The sequence below is a fragment of the Neobacillus niacini genome (assembly GCF_046591715.1).
GTDB classification, from domain to species: domain Bacteria; phylum Bacillota; class Bacilli; order Bacillales; family Cytobacillaceae; genus Neobacillus; species Neobacillus niacini_L.
This window is the reverse complement of record NZ_JAWVNQ010000001.1, coordinates 953,371-973,401: the sequence shown is the minus strand read 5'-3', so window position 1 is coordinate 973,401 and position 20,031 is coordinate 953,371. Positions and strand designations below refer to the sequence as shown.

Here is a 20,031-nt window from a genome sequence, read left to right as displayed (position 1 = left end):
ATAAATGAGAGGAGTAAGACACATGCACAAAAAGGGTACTAAAAGGGCTATATATTCAGTGATTCTTACGATTATCACACTATTAGCTGGATGTGAACCACTACTTGTCTTGGATCCTAAAGGTCCTCAAGCAGAAAGGCAGGCAAGTGACATCCTTTTATCGATAGGAATTATGTCCTTAATTGTTATTGCCGTTTTCTCAATGTTAGTCTACATGTTGGTAAAGTATCGAGCTTCTAAACAAAGAGCGGATTATGAACCGCCTCATATTGAAGGCAACCTTTGGGTTGAAGTTATTATGGTAGGGATTCCAGTATTAATCGTTGCATTTCTCTCGTATGTATCTGTTCAAAGTAACTATATTGTTGAAGCAAAACCAAAGGGATATGAAGATACAAAGCCATTAGTTGTTTATGCATCTTCCTCTAACTGGAAATGGCACTTTAGTTATCCTGAAGAAGGAATCGAAACAGTTAACTACTTATATATCCCTACAGACCGTGCACTAGAATTTAGACTATATTCTCACGGACCTATTACAAGTTTCTGGATTCCGCAGTTAGGCGGACAAAAGTATGCCATGGCTGACATGGTTACCACCCTGCATTTGGCTGCAGATGTCCCTGGTGAATTCATGGGCCGAAATGCAAACTTCTCAGGTAAAGGATTTGCTGAGAATACCTTCAATGTTACAGCCATGTCTCAAAAGGATTTTGACGACTGGGTAAAAGAGGTAAAAGAAACAGCTAAGCCGATAACAGAGAAAAAGTTTGAAGAATTATTAGAACCAGGTCATCTTGGACAGCAGACATACACGGGAACTCACCTAGAATTTTCTCCCCCGCCTGCAGGTCATGAACATGGAGAAGATTCATCTGAAACATCTGAAACATCTGAAACAGAAACTCATACAGAATCACATACCGGACACGAAGGTATGAATCATTAATATAAAAGTAATCTTCCCTTGAAAGGAGATAGTATCAATGGATTTCTTTGAACGATTTGCGGTTCCACATCCTAGTATTGCGATTTATGCCTCGATGGCTGCCATTGGGCTTACAGTCATAGCAGTTATTGCGGGATTAACTTATTTTAAAAAATGGGGCTACCTATGGCGTGAATGGCTGACAACTGTTGACCACAAACGAATTGGTATCATGTATCTGCTATCTGCTCTCCTTATGCTTTTTAGAGGCGGGGTTGATGCGATTATGATGCGTGCACAGCTCGCAGTACCAGAAAACACCCTTCTTGATGCGCAGCATTATAACGAGATTTTCACCACACATGGAATCGTCATGATTCTCTTTATGGCAATGCCATTCATCATGTTCTTTATGAACTTTGTTGTTCCACTACAAATTGGAGCACGAGACGTAGCATTCCCGCGTTTGAATGCATTAAGCTTCTGGTTATTCTTTATGGGCGCGATGTTATTCAATATCTCATTCGTTGTCGGAGGTTCTCCTGACGCAGGCTGGACATCATATTTCCCGCTTGCAGGCAACGAGTTTAGTGAATCTGTCGGTACCAATTACTATATGATCGCAATCCAAATCGCTGGTATCGGTACATTAATGACAGGAATTAACTTTATTACTACTATTCTCAAAATGAGAGCTCCTGGTATGACATTAATGAAAATGCCAATGTTTACTTGGTCTGCTTTAATTGCGAACGTCATTATCGTTTTCGCATTCCCTGTTTTAGCCGTGTTACTTGCTATGGGAACATTAGACCGTCAATTTGGAACACATTTCTTTACGATGGATAATGGCGGTATGGATATGCTTTGGGCCAATATTTTCTGGGTTTGGGGACATCCTGAAGTGTATATCTTAATTCTGCCAGCGTTTGGTATTTATAGTGAGATCATCTCGACATTTGCACGTCGTAACCTATATGGCTATAAATCTATGGTAGGTTCAATGGTTATTATCTCGCTTCTATCTTTCTTAGTTTGGGCGCACCATTTCTTTACAATGGGTCAAGGTGCTTTAACAAATAGTATCTTCTCGATTACAACAATGGCAATTGCCGTTCCGACTGGGGTTAAGATCTTTAACTGGCTTCTTACGCTTAGAAAAGGAAAAATTGTTTTTACTACGCCAATGCTTTACAGTATGCTATTCATTCCACTGTTTACACTTGGCGGAGTTACCGGGGTAATGCTTGCGATGTCTGCAGCAGACTATCAATATCATAATACGATGTTCCTAGTTGCTCACTTTCACAACGTTATTATTCCTGGTGTTGTCTATGCGATGCTCGCTGGGCTGCATTACTATTGGCCAAAAATGTTTGGTTTCATGTTAAATGAGAAACTTGGAAAATGGACAGCTTGGCTGCTTTCGATTGGTTTCATCTTAGCTTTCATGCCGATGTATGTATCAGGTTTAGATGGCCAGGCACGCCGGATGTACACATACTCTGAAGCATCTGGATTTACCTTAATGAATATGATTTCGTTCGTGGGAGCTGCAATCATGGCGATCGGTTTTGTGTTAATCGTCTATAATATCTACTATAGTACTAGATATGAATCAAGAGATATCAGTAATGATCCTTGGGATGCCCGTACATTGGAATGGGCTACACATACACCAGTTCCAGAATACAATTTTGCGATTTTACCAGAAGTACGCTCCAACGAGGCGTTATGGGATGCAAAGAAAAATGGCCATGTTCTATTTAAGGGCGAATACGAGAAAATTCACATGCCAAATAATAGCGGTATCCCTTTCATCATGAGCTGTATCTTCTTTGTTTGGGGATTCTCCTTTATTTTCAGCTTGTGGATTCCTGTCATCGTTACTACTCTAGGAATTTTCGGATGTATGGCTCTAAGGTCGTTTGAACAAGACCATGGCCGTTATATCTCTGTTAAAGAAATCGAAGAAATAGAAACAAATTTGCGAGGTGCTTAAACAATGAAAATAGATAACTCGCTTCCATTAGAATACAGTACCGAAGAAAACAGTTTAAAAATCTTAGGATTTTGGATTTTCCTTGGTGCGGAGATTATGCTTTTCGCTACCCTGTTCGCAACCTATTTCACATTAGAAAACCGAACTGGCAGCGGACCAACAGGAGCAGAGATTTTCGTAATTACACCGGTGCTCCTTGAGACCTTCTTATTATTAACAAGTAGTTTTACAGTTGGTCTTGGGATTCACGCAATGAGAATTGGAAAGCAAAAGGCAATGATTTCATTCTTCTCAATCACCCTGCTTCTTGGGCTTGCCTTTTTAGGTGTAGAGATTTTTGAGTTTGTTACGTATGTTCACGAAGGAGCAGGAATTCAAACGAGTGCCTTTACTGCAGCACTTTTAACAACATTAGGTACACACGGTGCACACGTTACACTAGGCTTATTTTGGGGATTATTCATTATCCTTCAAGTAAAAAAACGTGGATTTACTCCACAAACTACAAATAAAGCATTTATCTTCTCGCTTTATTGGCACTTCCTAGATGTCGTTTGGATTTTCATCTTCAGCTTCATCTATCTGAAAGGAATGATGTAATATGAGCCAATTATTTCCGATGAAACAAGTACTTGGTTTTGTATTCTCTTTACTCCTGACAACAGTGGCATTAGCGGTATACTACCTTGATATGTCGTTTGCAGCAGGCATGACTATCCTTCTTGTCACAGCTTTCATCCAAGCGGGGCTCCAGTTAGTGGTCTTTATGCATTCCGGAGAAACCAAGGATAAAGGTGCCATTTACACAAATGTATTTTACGGTTTGATCATTGCACTTGTAACTGTTTTTGGGACATTACTGGCAATGATTTGGGATATGTAATAGAAAAAGGAGTACCTATTGAATAGGTGCTCCTTTTTTTGATTTAATTGGAACTACTTTTGTTCCTATATATGATTTCTCTAACATCTCATCTGTTACGACCAAAAACACACCGATTAGAAAAATAAATACGGCACCGACTGATGTCCCTATTCCAATTGGAACCAAAACATTGTAACCGTTTACAAATATCCCGGCAGTAAAAGCCAATATCCCAATTGATAGAACCGTTAGGCCGACGTACGCCACAGCATTAAGGAATTTCTCTCTACTTCTCATAACAACGTATCCCCTTTCTTTATATTAATTATTCACCGTGTTCACAAAATTGTCAAACTTTTTTTCATATTTTAATTCACTTTTCTTGACTTAATTAAAACAAGCAATTCCCCAAAGTGGCAGAATTGCTTGTTTATGTTTTTTCCTCTGCGGTAAAAACTTTTTTCGCTTCAATTAATAGAATATGATGTCCTTGAATTTCTTTTACTGTAAATATGATTCCTTCATCCTCGATTTGGTCACCCTTTTTAGCGTCAAAGTTACGAGTCAAGAACCAGCCGCCAATCGTATCTACTTCCTCATCTGATAAAGTGGTGCCTAATATATCATTTACTTCACTTACTAATACTTTAGCATTAAATAAATAGTGATCTGGGTTGATTTTTCGAATTTCTGCCACTTCATCGGTATCGTATTCATCACGGATTTCACCAACAATTTCCTCTAAGATATCCTCAACGGTTACCAATCCAGATGTCCCGCCATATTCATCTAGGAGAATTGCCATGTGGGAACGCTCCTTTTGCATTTTCACCAGCAAATCATGAATGGGAATCGATTCAATTACACGTATCACTGGTTTTAACATTGATTGCAATGTCGTATCTTTCAGGATTTCTTCCCTTTTAATTTCTTCCGTTAAAATTTCTTTAATGTTTATTAGTCCTAAGATATTATCCTTATCGCCGTCAACTACAACAGGGTATCGTGTATATTTTTCTTTCTTAATAACATCCCTGACCGTTTCAATACTGTCATTCATATTCAAGGTAACCATTTCAGTCCTGGGTACCATGATTTCTTTAGCAATTCTTTCATCAAATTCAAAAATATTGTTTACATATTCCAGTTCACTTTTGTTGATTTCGCCGCTTTCATAGCTTTCTGACAGTAAAATTCGCAGTTCTTCCTCTGATAATCCTAATTCATTCTCTGAAACAGCCTTAAATCCAAACCATCCTACTATCACCCGTGCAGAATGATTTAGTATCCAAATAAACGGGTACATAATTTTATAAAACCAAATCAAAGGTTTGGAGGTAGCAAGTGTGATTTCCTCTGCTTTTTGAATTGCAACAGTTTTTGGAGCCAGCTCCCCAATAACAACATGTAAGAACGTAACTGAAGCAAATGCCAAACCAAACGATAAAAAATGGGAAATTGCCTCGTTTAACTCCATTCGTTTAAATAGTGGAAACAATAGGCTTTCAACCGTAGGTTCCCCCAGCCATCCAAGACCTAAAGCTGTAACCGTTATTCCAAGCTGACAGGCAGATAAATATTCATCGAGGTGAGTTGTAACATGTTTAGCTGCTTCAGCCCCTTTTCGGCCTTCTGCAATTAATTGTTCAATTCGCGATCCCCGCACCTTTACGATTGCAAATTCTGTTGCAACGAAATATCCAGTTAATGCAATTAGCAGGGCGATTAAAAGAAGATTTATTATTGTCAATGGCTCACCTTACATTGTGTAAGGCTTACACCTCCATAAAATATATGTATACATTATTCATACCCATATTCAGCCTTTTTTACTGAAAAAAAGGCTGCAATCGATTTGAATGCAGCTTTTTTCCAATCTTATTCTTTTTCAGTTTTCCTTTTTTATAAGTAAATTATGAGGCATTTGTTTCAATTTTTGCTTTTTCCGTTTTTTCGGCAGCTTCGTCCTTAGAGAAGAACCATCCAGCTGCTGCAATTCCTACTAACACGGCATAGAATGTTAATTTCCATTCTGTAGAGTGGGCAAATTCTTCACTCAAAACAGCAAGAGACGGATGTGAAAGTGTGTAAACGGCAAGCTTAACTCCAACCCAGCCAACGATACCAAATGCAGCTATTTCAAGACCTGGTCTTCTCTCTAATAGCTTAACAAATTGATTTGCGGCAAAACGCATAATTACAAGACCGATAATTCCACCAGCAAAAATAACTAAGAATTTACCTCCATCCAAACCGCCGATATTAGGAAGCGGTGTGTCTGGAAGGACAACTGCAAGTGCCACAGCAGCTAAGATAGAATCCACAGCAAAAGCAATATCAGCTAACTCCACTTTAAAAACCGTTGACCAAAAACCACTTTTTTTAACTGTCTTCTCATTTTGGTTACTTTCTGTTTTCCCTTTGACAGCCAGTTTTCGGACAATATGATTAACTGCCATAAACAATAGATAAAGCGCTCCAATGGCTTGAACCTGCCATACATCAACAAGGAAAGAAATAATAAACAATGAAGCAAATCGAAAGACAAACGCTCCTGCTAAGCCATAAAATAAAGCTTTCTTACGATCTTCTTCCGGCAAGTGCTTTACCATGATGGCAAGCACTAAAGCATTGTCTGCTGCTAAGAGTCCTTCTAGTGCCACTAACACCAACAATACCCATCCATATTCCAGCAAAAGAGAAAAGTCCATAATTAAGTCCTCCTAATAAGTGTGTATTTTCTAAAATATCCCTTTGCTGCATAAAAAAGGCCTTTACCATTGTATGGTAAAGGCCAAAAAAACAAACAAAAAGACCTTTACCACACCATGCAGTAAAGGTCTTGCTAACAACGTCACGTTGCCAATAAAGCCGGAGAAAGGTTTCTTCTCGGAATGACGACTTTATTGTCTTAGCTACTCCCCTTTAAGAAGGAAATATTTTATTACTAATACTATATGATATATCGACTAAATCGTCAATACCGAATTTTTCCTATAAACCATAAACCTCAGAGTACTTCTTCTCAAGGTACTCCACAAGGTAATTAGCGTTTAACTGTTCACCAGTCACTTTAAGTATTAAATCATTCGGCGTATAAAGTTTTCCATATTGATGGATTCTATCACGAAGCCACTCTTGAATAACGTCGAAACGGCCGTTTTCAATGTGGGAATAGAAATCTGGAATTTCCTTCTGAATCGTTCGTAGAATTTGAGCTGCATAAAGATTTCCTAATGAATAGGATGGGAAATAACCAAATCCGCCAAATGACCAGTGCACATCTTGAAGTACTCCCTCACTGTCAGTTGATGGAGTAATTCCAAGGTAGTCTTCCATTTTTTTGTTCCACACTGCAGGCAGATCCTTTGCTTCAATTTCTCCGCCAATTAACGCTTTTTCAATTTCATAACGTAGCATAATATGAAGATTGTAGGTCAATTCGTCAGCTTCTACACGTATGAATGATGGTTTAACACTATTAACTGCTCTGTAGAAATCATTTAGTGAAACACTTTGCAGCTGTGTTGGAAAATATTTGACCAAATAAGGGTAAAAGTAGTTCCAAAATTCTTTACTGCGCCCCACCATATTTTCTAAAAATCTTGATTGTGATTCATGGATTCCAAATGAGGCACCACTTTGCAAAACAGTTTCTTCATACGCTGGATTCACATGCTGCTCATAAATACCGTGTCCAGCTTCATGAATCGTACCAAAAAGTGCAGAACGAACGTTTTTCTCTAAATAGCGAGTGGTTAAACGAACATCACCAATGGTGACAGTTTGTGCAAATGGATGAACGGTTTCATCAAGACGGCCTGCTTCCAGATCAAAACCAATAACAGGCAAAATAAACCGATTAAATTCTTTTTGTTTTTCGATATCAAATGACTGTTCGAATACTTGGTCTGGTGTCGTGCTGCCTGAATTTTTGATTCGCTCTAATAAATTTACACTTGATTCTCTTAGTTTTGCAAATAAAGGATCTAATTTATCTACTGTTAAACCAGGTTCAAATTCATCTAATAAAGCATCATATGGGTGATTTTCATAACCGTAAATCTCAGCAAACTTTCTCTTGTAATCTACGATTTTTTCTAAGTAAGGAAGGAAAATAGCAAACTCATTTTTCGCTCTAGCCTCTTCCCAAGCATCATTTGCCTGAGCTGTTAAAATTGAATATTCCTGATAAAGGTCAGCAGGGATACTCTTTGATTTTTGATAAAAATCATTGTACTCTCTTACCCTTGCTTTTGTAACTGAATCGAGAACTTCAGAGTTTGCAGACGAAGTTAAAATAGCCAGCAGGTCTCCCATTTCCTTTGAAACCTGGAGCTTAAAAACTTCCGTCCTTAATGTTCCTGTTGCTTTGGCAAACACATTTCTCCCCTTCTTTGGTGCCATTACTTTTGAATCCCAATCAGTAAGACCAATAATACTTGAAAAATGTGTGATTTTCTCATCTAAAACATTAAATTTCTCCAAAGCAGCATGCAGGGTTTGATCCACCACTTTTTCCATATGTAGACCTCCTTAAATTCTATATTTTGAGGATTGCCATATCATTATAATTGATGAATTTGAATATAGCTAAAATTTGAAATCCTCAAAGTAATCTTATCATCTATAAAGAACGAAAAATTTACGCAAAGGTTACAATCTAAGAGGAAATCCTTTACAATTCTGCAAATCTAAACGTAAAATAATAAATAATTACCAATTCTTCCAAGAGGACATACTAACGAAAAAGTAACAAGGATGTGAAAAAGTTTGGAGAAAAAGAAAAAGAAGAAATCTCATTTTCCGATCCGCCTTAATCTGCTATTTTTCAGTGTATTTTTGTTATTTTCCATCCTAATTTTGCGCTTAGGATTTGTTCAAATCGTGTACGGGGAAAACTTCAAACGTGAGTTGGAAAGAAAAGAAGATATTACAATCAATAACCCTGTACCCCGCGGGAAGATGTTTGATAGTAATTACCGAGTCATTGTTGACAACGTTCCAAAACGCGCGATTACATACACCAATATGGGAGCCAGCCAAAAAGAAATGCTGGACACGGCAGAAAAGTTGGCTAAATTAATCGTTAAAAATTACGATAAGATGACAGAGCGGGAAAAAAAGGACCTTTGGATCCTCAAAAACCCTGAGAAATCAGATGCAAAAATCACCAAGAAAGAATTAGAATTATTTAAAGCAAAAAAATTAAAAGATAATGATTTATATAAATTAAAGATTGAACGAATTACCGAGGAAGAAATAAGTCAACTAACGCCAGAAGAACTAGAAGTGTGGTCGATATATCTTGAATTTTCGAGCGGTTATAAATTCACTCCGCAAATAGTGAAAAATGAAGATGTCACGCCTGAGGAATTTGCGATTGTCAGTGAGAATCTACAATCACTCCCAGGAGTCGACACCGCAACAGACTGGGATAGGTCTTATGCCTTTGATCAAACTTTAAAATCAATTCTAGGGAATGTAACGAAAACAGAGGAAGGTCTGCCTGCAGAACGGCTGGATCATTTTTTATCTTTAGGCTATAACCGAAATGATAGAGTAGGAAAAAGCCAGCTCGAGCTTCAATACGAAGATGTACTCCATGGACATAAATCAAAGGTTAAAACGATAACAGATAAACAAGGTAATGTCATTGAAACCGAAGTCGTTTCAGATGGAAAAAGAGGCAAAGACCTCGTCCTTACCGTTGATATGGACTTACAGAAAGCGGTAGAGAAAATCATTGAAGAAGAGCTTTGGGGATTGAAAAAAACACCGAATACTTCCCTTTTGGATCGCGCATATGTTGTGTTAATGAACCCTAATAATGGTGCTGTGTTAACCATGGCAGGAAAAAGAATTGTTAAAAATCCAGAGACCGGTCAATTAGAAATGCAGGACGATGCATTAGGTACTATCACCACGACCTACAATGTAGGTTCTGCTGTGAAGGGTGCCACGGTATTAACAGGTTTTAAAACAGGTGTTATTAAACCCGGTACTCGGATTAATGATGCAGGAATTAAAATCAAGGACACTCCATTAAAAAAGTCGTATTCCTATCTGGGAACGCTGAATGATGTCGATGCTTTAAAATTATCTTCAAATGTTTACATGTTCCATACCGCTATTAGAATCGGTAAAGGAAATTATCAATATGAGCAGCCATTAAGTCTTGCCCCTAATACGGTTGAGATCATCCGGAATTCTTTTGCAAGCTTTGGGCTTGGTTCTAGAACAGGTATTGATCTGCCAAATGAATCTAGTGGACTAAAGGGGCCAAGCCGCCTCCCGGGTCATATAATGGACTTAGTAATAGGACAATACGATACGTATTCCCCTATGCAGTTAGCACAATATATTTCAACGATCGCCAATGGCGGAAAAAGAATGAAACCGCATATTGTAAAAGAAATACGTGAGCCTGTCGATAATGGTACAGAGGAAATTGGTCCTGTATTTCAAGAAGTTAAACCGACTGTACTAAATACGATTGATGCTGAACCTGGATGGATGGAACGGGTCCATTTAGGTTTCAAGAAAGTATTCCAGGAGCCAGGGGGAACAGCGTTTAAACGTTTTACCGGCGTATCCTACTCCCCAGCAGGGAAAACTGGAACAGCTGAGGCCTTTTATGATGGTCCGGAAAGAGCTAGATTCGGTAAGGAGCCGCCTCCAGTTATGAATTTAAGCTTGGTTACTTATGCACCAAGCACAAGCCCCGAAGTGGCAATGGCTGTGATTGTTCCTTGGGCTTACCAGGGAACCACCGATAATGGAGCAAACTTCCTTATCGGGCGAAGAGTCATGGATACCTATTTTGCCATGAGGAAAAATTAATTAAAATAGGCGTCTGGGATATTTCACCCAGATGCCTTTTTAATTTTATTATTTTATTGGTAACACATAGAACAATACGCAGAAAAAGTGAAGCAGTGTCCCTGCAATAACAAATAGATGCCAAATTGCGTGGTGGTAGCGGAATCCCCGCCATACATAAAAAATTGCCCCGAATGTGTAGAGGAGGCCCCCAATCATTAAATAGGCAAGCCCTTCAGCAGGAAGCGCAGCTGTTAATGGCTTCCATGCAAAAACCATCAGCCACCCCATCACCACATAAAGAATGGTCGAAGTAAATAAATATTTTTTTGTAAAGAAACATTTAAAAATCGTTCCTGCAATCGCCAGTCCCCAGACAACTCCGAATAATGACCAGCCAAGTGTTCCTCTAATGACAACGAGAAGAAATGGTGTATAGGTTCCTGCAATAAAAAAGTAAATAGAGGAATGATCAAAGATTTCAAAGAGGTCTTTTGTTTTACCTTCTGGAAAACTATGTACCAATGTGGATGACATGTACAATATGAACATGGAGGCACCGTAAATCGTAAAGCTGACAATATGCCATGCATTTCCGTACAAGGTGGAAAATACAATCAAAATGACCAAAGCGGCTATACTAAGAATCGCACCAATTCCGTGGGTAATCGCATTGGCTGCCTCTTCATTCCTTGAAAAAACATGTGTGTCTGCCATTTCTAAAAAGCTCCTTTTTATCTCTTCGTCCATTTATCCATAAGAGGAATAATGCTGTCTTTTGGATTCCAACAATTAAATTTATAATGAGTTTTAGTCTCATATCCTAATCGACTGCAATAGTATACCATTTTATCCGTTTTTCTTTCAGCTTTAAAGTGTCTGCAGCTAGCACAAAAATGGAAATCTTTCATTTTACTCTCCTCCACAGATTTACCAATCTATTAATTATTCATTCATAGTTTGTTCATATTTTTCCGATAAGATTATTACAGGTTCAGTACAGAACCATTTCCTCCCCCCTTTTATTTTATAGATTTTTTCCCATACCCGGCTGTATGCCGGGTAAATTTTTTATATTGAAAACACAAGGTACACCGCCGTTCCCCACATAATGACAGCTGATATTTTGTTTAATGTGAGAATGAACTTGCCGCTTTGATCAAGTTTTCCTGCCATTCTGCCAACGATGGATAATCCAAAAAACCATATCCAAGACACAAAAATACATACAAGAGTAAAGACTGTCTTTTCCATTCCTGTGTACGTTAATGAACTTGTTCCGATTACACCGATCGTATCCATGATGGCATGTGGGTTTAATAATGAAACAGACGCGGCAAAGGTAATTTGTTTCCAGCTTGAAAAAACTGAATCACTATTTCCCTCATTACTAGATTTACTTTTCCAAGTAACTAAACCCATATATAATAAAAAAGCAATCCCAATCACACTCAATGCTAGTTTTAAAAAACTGATTTCTAACACAACAGCAGAAATTCCTAAAACAGCCAATGAAATTAAAAGGGTATCACAAAGTGCAGCGGTTAACACTACTGGTAATGCGGATTTCCATTTTGGCTGTAAGGCCCCCTGATTAAATACAAATACATTTTGCACCCCTAAAGGTAAAATCAGCCCAAAGGCTAATAGTAATCCATGAATTGCAGCACTTATCATTTATACTCTCCTACACATGATAATACGGGCTGTCTACATTTAAGCAGACAGCCTGTTTACTAATTATTCTATTTTTCTCTGCATAAAAATCTCTGGGTCTTCGAGTGTCTGGAAACCATATTGTTCATAAAGTCCGTGTGCGTCATAGGTACATAACATCATTTTCCGAACATCTCTTAATTCTGATTGGGTAACCATTGTTTCCATCATCCATTTCGATAAGCCCCTGCCTCTATATTCAGGCAGAACAAATACATCCATAATCCAAGCAAATCTTACGAAGTCTGTAACAGCGCGGACAAAACCAATTTGCTTTCTATCCTCTTTTGACGGATCGCCCTCGTACATTCCAAAACAAATCGAGGATTTCTCAATGGATTTCATTACCTTTTCCATCGTAATCCCTCTAGCCCAGTAAGAATCAGCACTCAAAAAATGGTGTATGACTTTGATATCAAGATATTGCCTTTCTGTACTAATCGTAAAACCATCCTTTTCCCAACTAGCCATGTTCCATCACCTTCCAAAAATTAGGAATAAACTACTATCTTGCTTTTACTGAAGTATACTTCCTTCCTTCCCTGTCAATAACAATACCAAACAATAGTACAAGAGAGGTGTCAATGGTATGAAGGGAATTTATTTTATTAATGATAGGATTAGTTTAAACGGGCTCACCCAGGAAGAAAGCTTTAAACTTCAAGAGCAATCCATCTTAACTTACATTAAGCAGCATAAAATCGAAGTGGTAAAGTTAAATCCTTACCAAATTTATGACTACTACACCATTCCACATGCACTATTACATGATTTAAAAAAGAATAGAAATTATCTTGATTGTTTGATCCAATACTCTCCGTTCATTATGGAAGATTTTATTAATACGTATCCCGCACGATGGTTCATTTTAAAAAGCTTCTTTAATGAAGTTATTTCGATCGAAGAAAAAGACCTTCCAGTAAAATACATTGTCTAGTCCACAGATTCTTTTGCCATTTTACGATACATGATCACAAAATTAATGAGAACTAAAATAAGAATATAGGCGCCATATAAACCAATAGAAAATAACTTATTACTACTAAAAGAAGCACCAGCATAGGATAGAATTAAGATGTTCGGGATTTTTCCAATCGTGGAGGAAGTAAAAAACGTTAACCAATTCACCTTGCTTAAACCACAAATGATGTTGACAACAGGCGCTGGAATAATAGGAATCAAACGACAGGTTAAAATGGCAGCAAACGAATTTTGATTAAGAAATTGTTCGTATTCCTGGACTTTCGGATAACTCATTAACTTAGATTGTGCATAATCCCGGAAACCGTATCTGCTTAAGATGAAGAAACCCATTGTTCCAGCCATCGCTCCACTTAAGGAGATGATTACTCCTTGAGTCGTGCCAAATACACCTCCGATAACACCCGCTAGGACAGGAAAAGGAATAACAGGAAAAAAGACACATATAGCGACAAACAGCATGCTGATGAAAATAGAAAGGATTCCGCCTTCCTTGATTAAAGTTAGTAACTCATCTTTTTGTAAAAAGCCAATTGAAATGACAATCAATAAAAGCGTCATGCTTAGGATTCTTTTAAACATCTGTATCTCCTAATCTATTTTACTCATCTAATATAAGTATAAAGGTAAATGCTCCTTACATAAACCATAAATATTCAGATTTTTTGAACAAACAAAGACCTTTATCGGCATGGATAAAGGTCTTTGTTTGTTCTATTAAAATGCTGTTCTAGCACCAAGATATCTTGGTTTCCAATACGGATTACTCATATCGGTAATGGTAACACCTGTTGATGTCCCAGCATGGATAAATTTATTATCCCCGATATATATTCCTAAGTGGGACGGGCCAGGTGCATAAGTCGTAAAGAAAACTAGGTCTCCCGGACTTGGATTAGTAACTGCTTTAAGACTGGAAAACTGAGTTGCTGCTGTTCTAGGAAGAGAGATTCCTACTTTTTCAAAAACGTACTTTGAGAAGCCGCTGCAATCAAAACCAGCTGGAGAATTTCCTCCCCATTGATAAGGAGTGCCGATATATTTCTTTGCTTCTGTTATCACCATTTGCGCTTTTGAAACAGTAGAAATTGGTGCTGGTGTTGCTGCAGCACCACTTGAAACTTTAAGTACTTGTCCTGCATAAATAGTATCATTGGTCATGTTATTAAGTGATTTAAGCTGTGCTACCGTTAGCTTATAACGGGATGATATCCCCCATAGAGTATCCCCTTTTTGAACGGTGTAAGTAGTGCCTTCCTGAGTTTCATGTGAGTGAGGCGCTAATAATGATAGTTTTTGATTCACATAGATGCTGTCACTAGAAAGATTATTCCAAGCTTTTATATTTGCAACTGATATATTATTGTTTTGTGAGATTCTCCAAAGTGTATCCCCTGATTTTACAGTATAGACATTTTCATGTGCACTTACAGATCCTCCAAATGAGGTAAACAATATTCCGGCAGCTGCCGCGACTGACAGTAAATGTTTTTTCATAGTAGCTCTCCTTCTTTCGTCGTAGTACATACATCATAAAGGAGGGAGACTACTTATATATATCCCAAACATATGGGTATGCAGGAAATATTCCCCTATTCCGGCAATGAAAGCCCGCTGGTAACAAACCCCTGAAATGCTTCTAACCCTAATATAATAAGGATTTCTTTTCTATTTCCTTTCAAAATCAGAATCAGATATTACTAGTTTGGTATTTTCTTGTAATAGGAATGTAGAAATATTGTAACAAACCTTATGAAATATTGTAACAATCCGTTCATGCACGACGAACAGGGAAAACTATAATAAACCTATAGAAACATTTTTAATGATTATAATTGTTCCTAAAAATTTTATGAATCTTGGTGATGACAATGCAAGCAATAGGTAAAGGACATCCACACGGAGTTAAGAAAAGCATTAATTATGATGTAAACCCTTTTATTGTAATCTGGGAAGTAACACGTGCCTGCGAGTTAAAGTGTGTCCACTGTCGAGCTGATGCCCAGTTGACTCCCGATCCACGTGAATTAACCCATGAAGAAGGAATTAATTTAATTGATCAAATTTATGAAATGGACAATCCAATGCTCGTATTCTCAGGCGGAGATTGTATGATGAGAGAAGACCTTTTTGAACTTGCAGATTATGCAGTTAAGAAAGGCATGCGTGTATCCATGACACCCAGCGCTACCCCAAATGTAACGAAGGAAAGAATGGAACGTGCAAAGGAGGTCGGCCTTTCCCGCTGGGGCTTCAGCCTTGATGCACCAACGGCAGAAATTCATGATAAATTCCGAGGAGTACCTGGTTCCTACGACCTTACACTTGAAAAAATAAAATACTTAAATGAACTAAAAATGCCTCTGCAAATTAATACCGTTATTTCTCGTTATAATTATGACCATCTTGAAGAAATGTCTAAGCTTGTAGAAGAGCTTGGCGCTGTCATGTGGTACATCTTCCTGCTGGTTCCAACGGGACGTGGGCAAATGGATGCATGTATTACTCCAGCAGAGCATGAAAAGGTTTTCCGCTGGTTGTATCAGCTAAGTAAAACAGCTCCCTACGATATTAAAACAACTGCTGCACAACATTACCGGCGCGTCGTATTACAGGAGAAAGCACGGGACCATGTCATAGAAAAAGGCGAAATCCGCTATGAAGATTCGATAACAACTGATTTTGCTTCGATGCATGATGGGTTAAACCGTGCACCGAAGGGTGTAAATGATGGAAATGGCTTTGTCTTTGTTAACCATATTGGTGATGTAATGCCAAGCGGCTTGCTGCCAATCGTTGGCGGAAATATCCGGGAAACACCATTAGCTGAAATATACCGAGAAGCAAAAGTATTTAAAGACTTAAGACAGCCTGACAACTATAAGGGCAAATGCGGAATATGTGAATATAACAAAATTTGCGGCGGATCTCGTTCCAGAACCTATGCTGTAACAGGCGACTATATGGAAAGCGAACCTTTCTGCGTATATATCCCACAAGCCATGAGGAAAAAATCTGAACAGACTGTATAAGAACCTGCAGGCATTCCAACCGGAATGCCTTTTTTATTCTACTAATCCTGTATCTTCAATTTGTATATCCACATTTACCTTAAACTTAATAGCAGGATATAACTTTTGCCAAGTTTCCCAATCATTTTTTTCAAAATGTCTGGCGCGATAATGCAGCCCAAACCCAACCGGGTCAACATTCCCTTTTTGCATTTTAACTAAGAATTGATAGATGTTTTCCTCTGTTAGTTTTTTAGCTGATTTTTCATACTCGGGGATATCCATATTATTTACTGGAAAATCCGCTTCTTCTATCCTTCCATTGATTGTTATATCAAATTTAATATACGGTTGCTTTTGGTTATCTGCAAAAATTTTATATTTAGATTTTACCCTCTTCGTATCAATGACAAACCTTTTATCTTTTTTATCGATTACCAATGCACTTTTAGATTCATTATTAAGTAAAAAATTTAATATCATGGTTTCCTTTGGTTTTAATTGAAGCTTCAGTTGTTTCTTAGTTAACAGTCCGACCGTATTTATCGTAAATGAATTTTCCTTTACTTCAATAATAGGTAAGAATGGATCGATTCCCTTTTCATTAAATCTCCTTTTAAAATCGAAAAGAAATTCCGGGATAATATATGCTGTTTCTGGGCCATCTCTTCCAAGGGCAAGGAATAGTGAATTCGATGGAAGCCGTTCAGATTTAGGCTTTAATTTCAGAACATCTAAAGCGGACGGCTCCCCTATGGCTACCCACGAAACCTCCTGAATGTCCCGCCTTCGAATGAACCAATAATAAAGATTCGGTTCAATCTCCTGTTGTAAAACCTTTTGATTATAAACAATTACTTTTGCATGACTGAAATCAATCTCTTTATCTACTCTCGTTTTAATCATTCTTACTGCTTCGGAAATCGTGTCAGCTTCCTCTGAGACAATCATAGATTCATTGGATTTTTCCTCTATAATTGGAATAGCAAACTTTAGGCTGACAAGATATTTTTTTGAACTATCATTTGCTGGATCAATGCCTATACTAACAACGAAGAGCCGTTTATCAATATCCTTAAAGCCGCAGCCCGCTGCCAATGAAGACAAGATGATGATTAGCACAACGACACAATAACGTTTTCCAAAGAGCTTCAAGGGTTCCGCCTCCTAAGGAAAAAGAAAAAACTGAAAACAACGATAATTTCAAAAAAGTACCTGGCAGTTAACCAAAACTTAATAATAAGTTCTGGGTTCATTAAATCAAAGCGAAGAACAGCCAAGATTGAAAAGCCAATAAAATAAGCTAATACCAGCCAATTTTTCTGTTTACTGGTATTTTTTATATAGCAGCCTTTTATCAACTCAAAAGCCACGTGCCAATGGACAGTAACACTCAATAAGGTAATGCTGATATATAACATGAGAAAAATAAATAGTGCCCGTTCAATTGGACTATAAACGAGGCGGATTGAATCTGCCGTCATAATCCACGGGTACATGTATTCCTGTGCCCCGTCTGCACCATGAAAACCAATTGGAATTAAGAACGATGTAACCAAATTCAAAATAGAAACAACCAAGATTACGGCAAAATTGATACTTTTTATTTTCTTTTTAAACAACCGATTAAAAATAATGATATTGGTATAGCCAGAAAAAACATAACTAGCAACAACGATAGGTGTTAGTTTCGGCAGAGTAAAAAGATGAGTACCTACTTCAAAAATAGAATCCCAGTTTAAATAATCACTCGTAATCGCTTTGAAAAAGATAAAAATGATCAATGGACCATTTAAAATTAGGACAATCTCAAGGAGGTACACAACTTTTTGGGTTGGCAGCTGAATCACAAAACAAATAGCCGCAAGAAAAACGACCATTAAGAAAATCTTCGGCAGATCAGGGTTAATAAAACGATGAAGAATGTCTATATATCCCAGCAGGGTGATTAGTCCTGCAGTAAACCAAAATATTGAAAAACCACCCAGTAAAATAAACTTAAATGGCATTCTCATTCTATTCTCGATTATTTCAGGGAGACCTTCACCAGGGAATCTTGCAAAAACAATACTATCCAAGTACATCAAAATCATCCCGCTAATTATGGCAATAACTATACTCAATAGTGCCCCATCGTATCGGTATTGAATAAGAAATTTGGGAACGAAGATGATAACATTTGACAGCATATTCAAAAATACTAAATATAAGAAATAGCGATTCATACCGACCACCCTAAACAAAAAGGACCTAATTGGCTGATTTGTTTTCTATTAAGGAAAAAAAAGGTTTACCAAAACTATCAAGACTTACCATATAGGCGATCAAAAGGAAAAAACCTAATATTACGCCTACAAGCCCATAGAATATCGATAATATTAATAGTAAATACTTTGAAATTCTAACTGCAAAACTAAAAATACTGATTGGAATCACGAAATTAGATATTGCCCCCAATGAAACAATAATAATCATAATATTACTTACTAATCCCGCATCCGTTGCTGCCTGTCCCAAAATTAAACCCCCTACTGTTGTCGCTGTAGGACCAATGGCTTTCGGCAGGCGGATACTTGCTTCCATCAAAAGCTCCATCATAATCAACATTAGGAATACTTCAATAAACGAGGGATATGGAACCGCATGACGGCTCCCTGCAACAGATAGAGCCAATTGAACTCTAAAGACTTCCGGATTATAGCTTGTTAATGCCACGTATACAGCTGGAAGCATTATACTCGTAAATAACCCAATATACCGAAGTGTAAGTAAAAATTTTCCTATCCAATAAGTTTGATAGATGTCTGCCATCGAAGACATTAAATCTTTCATGACTGTAGGCATAATAACAGCGAATGGTGAACCTGCTACGAGTAATACTATTTTTCCAGTGGTGAGGTTAACAGCTACACGGTCTGGCCTTTCCGTAACCATTATGGTCGGAAACAGCGTTCGCTTCGATTTTTTTGTGAAATCTAACAATTGCTCTCCTGATTGAAATATTTCAATATCTATTGTTGATAGGAACTTTTTCACATTAACAAGTACTGCTGGATCTATCTTTTTTTTATCATAAATAATCATTACCTGTGTTTTGGATACACTGCCGATTTTTGTGGACTCCACCTGAAGGGCAGGCTCAGGATAACGGTGGCGGATCAGTCCAAGATTGGTACCAAGACTTTCACTAAACCCAGATTGCGGCCCCTGAATGGTGGTTTCTACTGTGGTATCCAAAACCGAATTATTGCGGTCTATTCTAATATCCAAAATAAAAATAGTATCAAAATAAAAGAGAATCACCGCTCCCCCGACTAATTCGTCCAGGGTTTGCTGTTCGCTCTCAAAGGGTTGTATTTTTGGGTGTGATTGTAAATAAGATAAGAAAAGATCTGATGTACTGATTTCAAAGAATGGCTTGATTAAGAAATTTTGTAATTGTGTCTCGTCGCTAAGTGTTTTGAAATAAAAAGTCTCGAGATACTTTTCCTTTGTTTTGAGTTCCTTCAGAACAATATCTTCAGACTTTTGGATCTTTGATTTTATGGAATCCTGAATGGTTCGAACCTGATTAAATGACATATCCTTCCCCTTTAATCAATGTCTTTCCCTTTACCTTTCCTTGATTTATGGTATTTTATTCCGTTAAGTGAAATCCCCTTATTGCTATTTTGAAAATATCCATTTTATCGTTATCATTATAGTA

At 37.7% G+C, this 20,031-nt stretch carries 19 protein-coding genes; 7 read left to right on the top strand and 12 right to left on the bottom strand.

What is annotated here, in order from left to right; all coding sequences use genetic code 11:
• Positions 1-22: 22 nt before the first annotated feature.
• From qoxA to qoxD, 4 genes are read left to right on the top strand one after another with little or no spacing between them, the layout of a single operon-like run.
• Entirely contained in the window at positions 23-949 is a 927-nt protein-coding gene (gene qoxA / locus SFC47_RS04715) for a cytochrome aa3 quinol oxidase subunit II (RefSeq protein ID WP_411253082.1), read from the top strand.
• A 37-nt stretch (positions 950-986) separates the two neighbouring features.
• On the top strand, positions 987-2,930 hold the full coding sequence (qoxB, locus tag SFC47_RS04710; RefSeq protein WP_411253081.1) for a cytochrome aa3 quinol oxidase subunit I: 1,944 nt from the start codon (positions 987-989) through the stop codon (positions 2,928-2,930).
• Between the two features lie 3 nt (positions 2,931-2,933).
• Positions 2,934-3,530, top strand: coding sequence for a cytochrome aa3 quinol oxidase subunit III (gene qoxC / locus SFC47_RS04705; protein WP_411253080.1), 597 nt, complete (start codon positions 2,934-2,936; stop codon positions 3,528-3,530).
• Between the two features lies 1 nt (position 3,531).
• Positions 3,532-3,813 (top strand): cytochrome aa3 quinol oxidase subunit IV, encoded by a 282-nt coding sequence (gene qoxD, locus SFC47_RS04700; protein ID WP_411253079.1) that lies wholly within the window; start codon positions 3,532-3,534, stop codon positions 3,811-3,813.
• A 15-nt stretch (positions 3,814-3,828) separates the two neighbouring features.
• Here qoxD and SFC47_RS04695 read toward each other — a convergent pair whose 3' ends face one another.
• From SFC47_RS04695 to SFC47_RS04680, 4 genes are all read right to left on the bottom strand, one after another.
• The gene (locus tag SFC47_RS04695; RefSeq protein WP_411253078.1) at positions 3,829-4,092 is read right to left on the bottom strand and encodes a hypothetical protein; all 264 of its coding nucleotides are present in this window, start codon (positions 4,090-4,092) and stop codon (positions 3,829-3,831) included.
• A 133-nt stretch (positions 4,093-4,225) separates the two neighbouring features.
• Positions 4,226-5,545 carry a hemolysin family protein gene (locus SFC47_RS04690; RefSeq protein WP_411253077.1) on the bottom strand — a complete coding sequence of 440 codons (1,320 nt, stop codon included), beginning with the start codon at positions 5,543-5,545 and terminating at the stop codon, positions 4,226-4,228.
• 163 nt (positions 5,546-5,708) lie between these two features.
• The gene (locus tag SFC47_RS04685) at positions 5,709-6,506 is read right to left on the bottom strand and encodes a TerC family protein (RefSeq protein WP_411253076.1); all 798 of its coding nucleotides are present in this window, start codon (positions 6,504-6,506) and stop codon (positions 5,709-5,711) included.
• A 283-nt stretch (positions 6,507-6,789) separates the two neighbouring features.
• Entirely contained in the window at positions 6,790-8,319 is a 1,530-nt protein-coding gene (locus SFC47_RS04680; protein WP_411253075.1) for a carboxypeptidase M32, read from the bottom strand.
• Between the two features lie 249 nt (positions 8,320-8,568).
• Here SFC47_RS04680 and SFC47_RS04675 point away from each other — a divergent pair, with 249 nt between their 5' ends.
• Positions 8,569-10,638: a peptidoglycan D,D-transpeptidase FtsI family protein gene (locus SFC47_RS04675; RefSeq protein WP_411253074.1), complete on the top strand. Its 2,070-nt coding sequence runs from the start codon at positions 8,569-8,571 to the stop codon at positions 10,636-10,638.
• Positions 10,639-10,686: 48 nt separating this feature from the next.
• Here the strand turns inward: SFC47_RS04675 and trhA are convergent, their stop codons facing one another.
• The 3 genes from trhA to SFC47_RS04660 all read right to left on the bottom strand — a co-directional run bounded on the left by trhA (position 10,687) and on the right by SFC47_RS04660 (position 12,804).
• A complete protein-coding gene (gene trhA, locus SFC47_RS04670) occupies positions 10,687-11,334 on the bottom strand; it encodes a PAQR family membrane homeostasis protein TrhA (RefSeq protein ID WP_411253073.1) in 648 nt (215 codons plus the stop codon).
• Positions 11,335-11,688: 354 nt separating this feature from the next.
• A complete protein-coding gene (locus SFC47_RS04665) occupies positions 11,689-12,294 on the bottom strand; it encodes a LysE/ArgO family amino acid transporter (protein ID WP_411253072.1) in 606 nt (201 codons plus the stop codon).
• Positions 12,295-12,357: 63 nt separating this feature from the next.
• Positions 12,358-12,804 (bottom strand): GNAT family N-acetyltransferase, encoded by a 447-nt coding sequence (locus SFC47_RS04660; RefSeq protein ID WP_411253071.1) that lies wholly within the window; start codon positions 12,802-12,804, stop codon positions 12,358-12,360.
• Positions 12,805-12,922: 118 nt separating this feature from the next.
• Between SFC47_RS04660 and SFC47_RS04655 the strand changes: the two genes are divergently transcribed.
• The gene (locus tag SFC47_RS04655) at positions 12,923-13,270 is read left to right on the top strand and encodes a hypothetical protein (protein WP_411253070.1); all 348 of its coding nucleotides are present in this window, start codon (positions 12,923-12,925) and stop codon (positions 13,268-13,270) included.
• Here the strand turns inward: SFC47_RS04655 and SFC47_RS04650 are convergent.
• On the bottom strand, positions 13,267-13,896 hold the full coding sequence (locus tag SFC47_RS04650) for a TVP38/TMEM64 family protein (RefSeq protein WP_411253069.1): 630 nt from the start codon (positions 13,894-13,896) through the stop codon (positions 13,267-13,269). The genes SFC47_RS04655 and SFC47_RS04650 overlap by 4 nt on opposite strands.
• A 135-nt stretch (positions 13,897-14,031) precedes the next feature.
• A complete protein-coding gene (locus SFC47_RS04645; protein WP_411253068.1) occupies positions 14,032-14,811 on the bottom strand; it encodes a C40 family peptidase in 780 nt (259 codons plus the stop codon).
• Between the two features lie 374 nt (positions 14,812-15,185).
• Here SFC47_RS04645 and SFC47_RS04640 point away from each other — a divergent pair, with 374 nt between their 5' ends.
• Positions 15,186-16,346 carry a TIGR04053 family radical SAM/SPASM domain-containing protein gene (locus SFC47_RS04640; protein ID WP_411253067.1) on the top strand — a complete coding sequence of 387 codons (1,161 nt, stop codon included), beginning with the start codon at positions 15,186-15,188 and terminating at the stop codon, positions 16,344-16,346.
• A 33-nt stretch (positions 16,347-16,379) separates the two neighbouring features.
• Here the strand turns inward: SFC47_RS04640 and SFC47_RS04635 are convergent, their stop codons facing one another.
• Genes SFC47_RS04635 through SFC47_RS04625 form a run of 3 tightly spaced genes read right to left on the bottom strand, consistent with a single transcriptional unit; the run spans position 16,380 to position 19,907 of the window.
• Positions 16,380-17,480 (bottom strand): Ger(x)C family spore germination protein, encoded by a 1,101-nt coding sequence (locus SFC47_RS04635; protein WP_411253066.1) that lies wholly within the window; start codon positions 17,478-17,480, stop codon positions 16,380-16,382.
• A complete protein-coding gene (locus SFC47_RS04630) occupies positions 17,477-18,550 on the bottom strand; it encodes a GerAB/ArcD/ProY family transporter (protein WP_411253065.1) in 1,074 nt (357 codons plus the stop codon). Before SFC47_RS04630 ends, SFC47_RS04635 begins: the two co-directional genes overlap by 4 nt.
• A gap of 25 nt (positions 18,551-18,575) precedes the next feature.
• Complete coding sequence (locus tag SFC47_RS04625; RefSeq protein WP_411253064.1) at positions 18,576-19,907, bottom strand: spore germination protein; 1,332 nt, start codon at positions 19,905-19,907, stop codon at positions 18,576-18,578.
• Positions 19,908-20,031 lie beyond the last annotated feature (124 nt).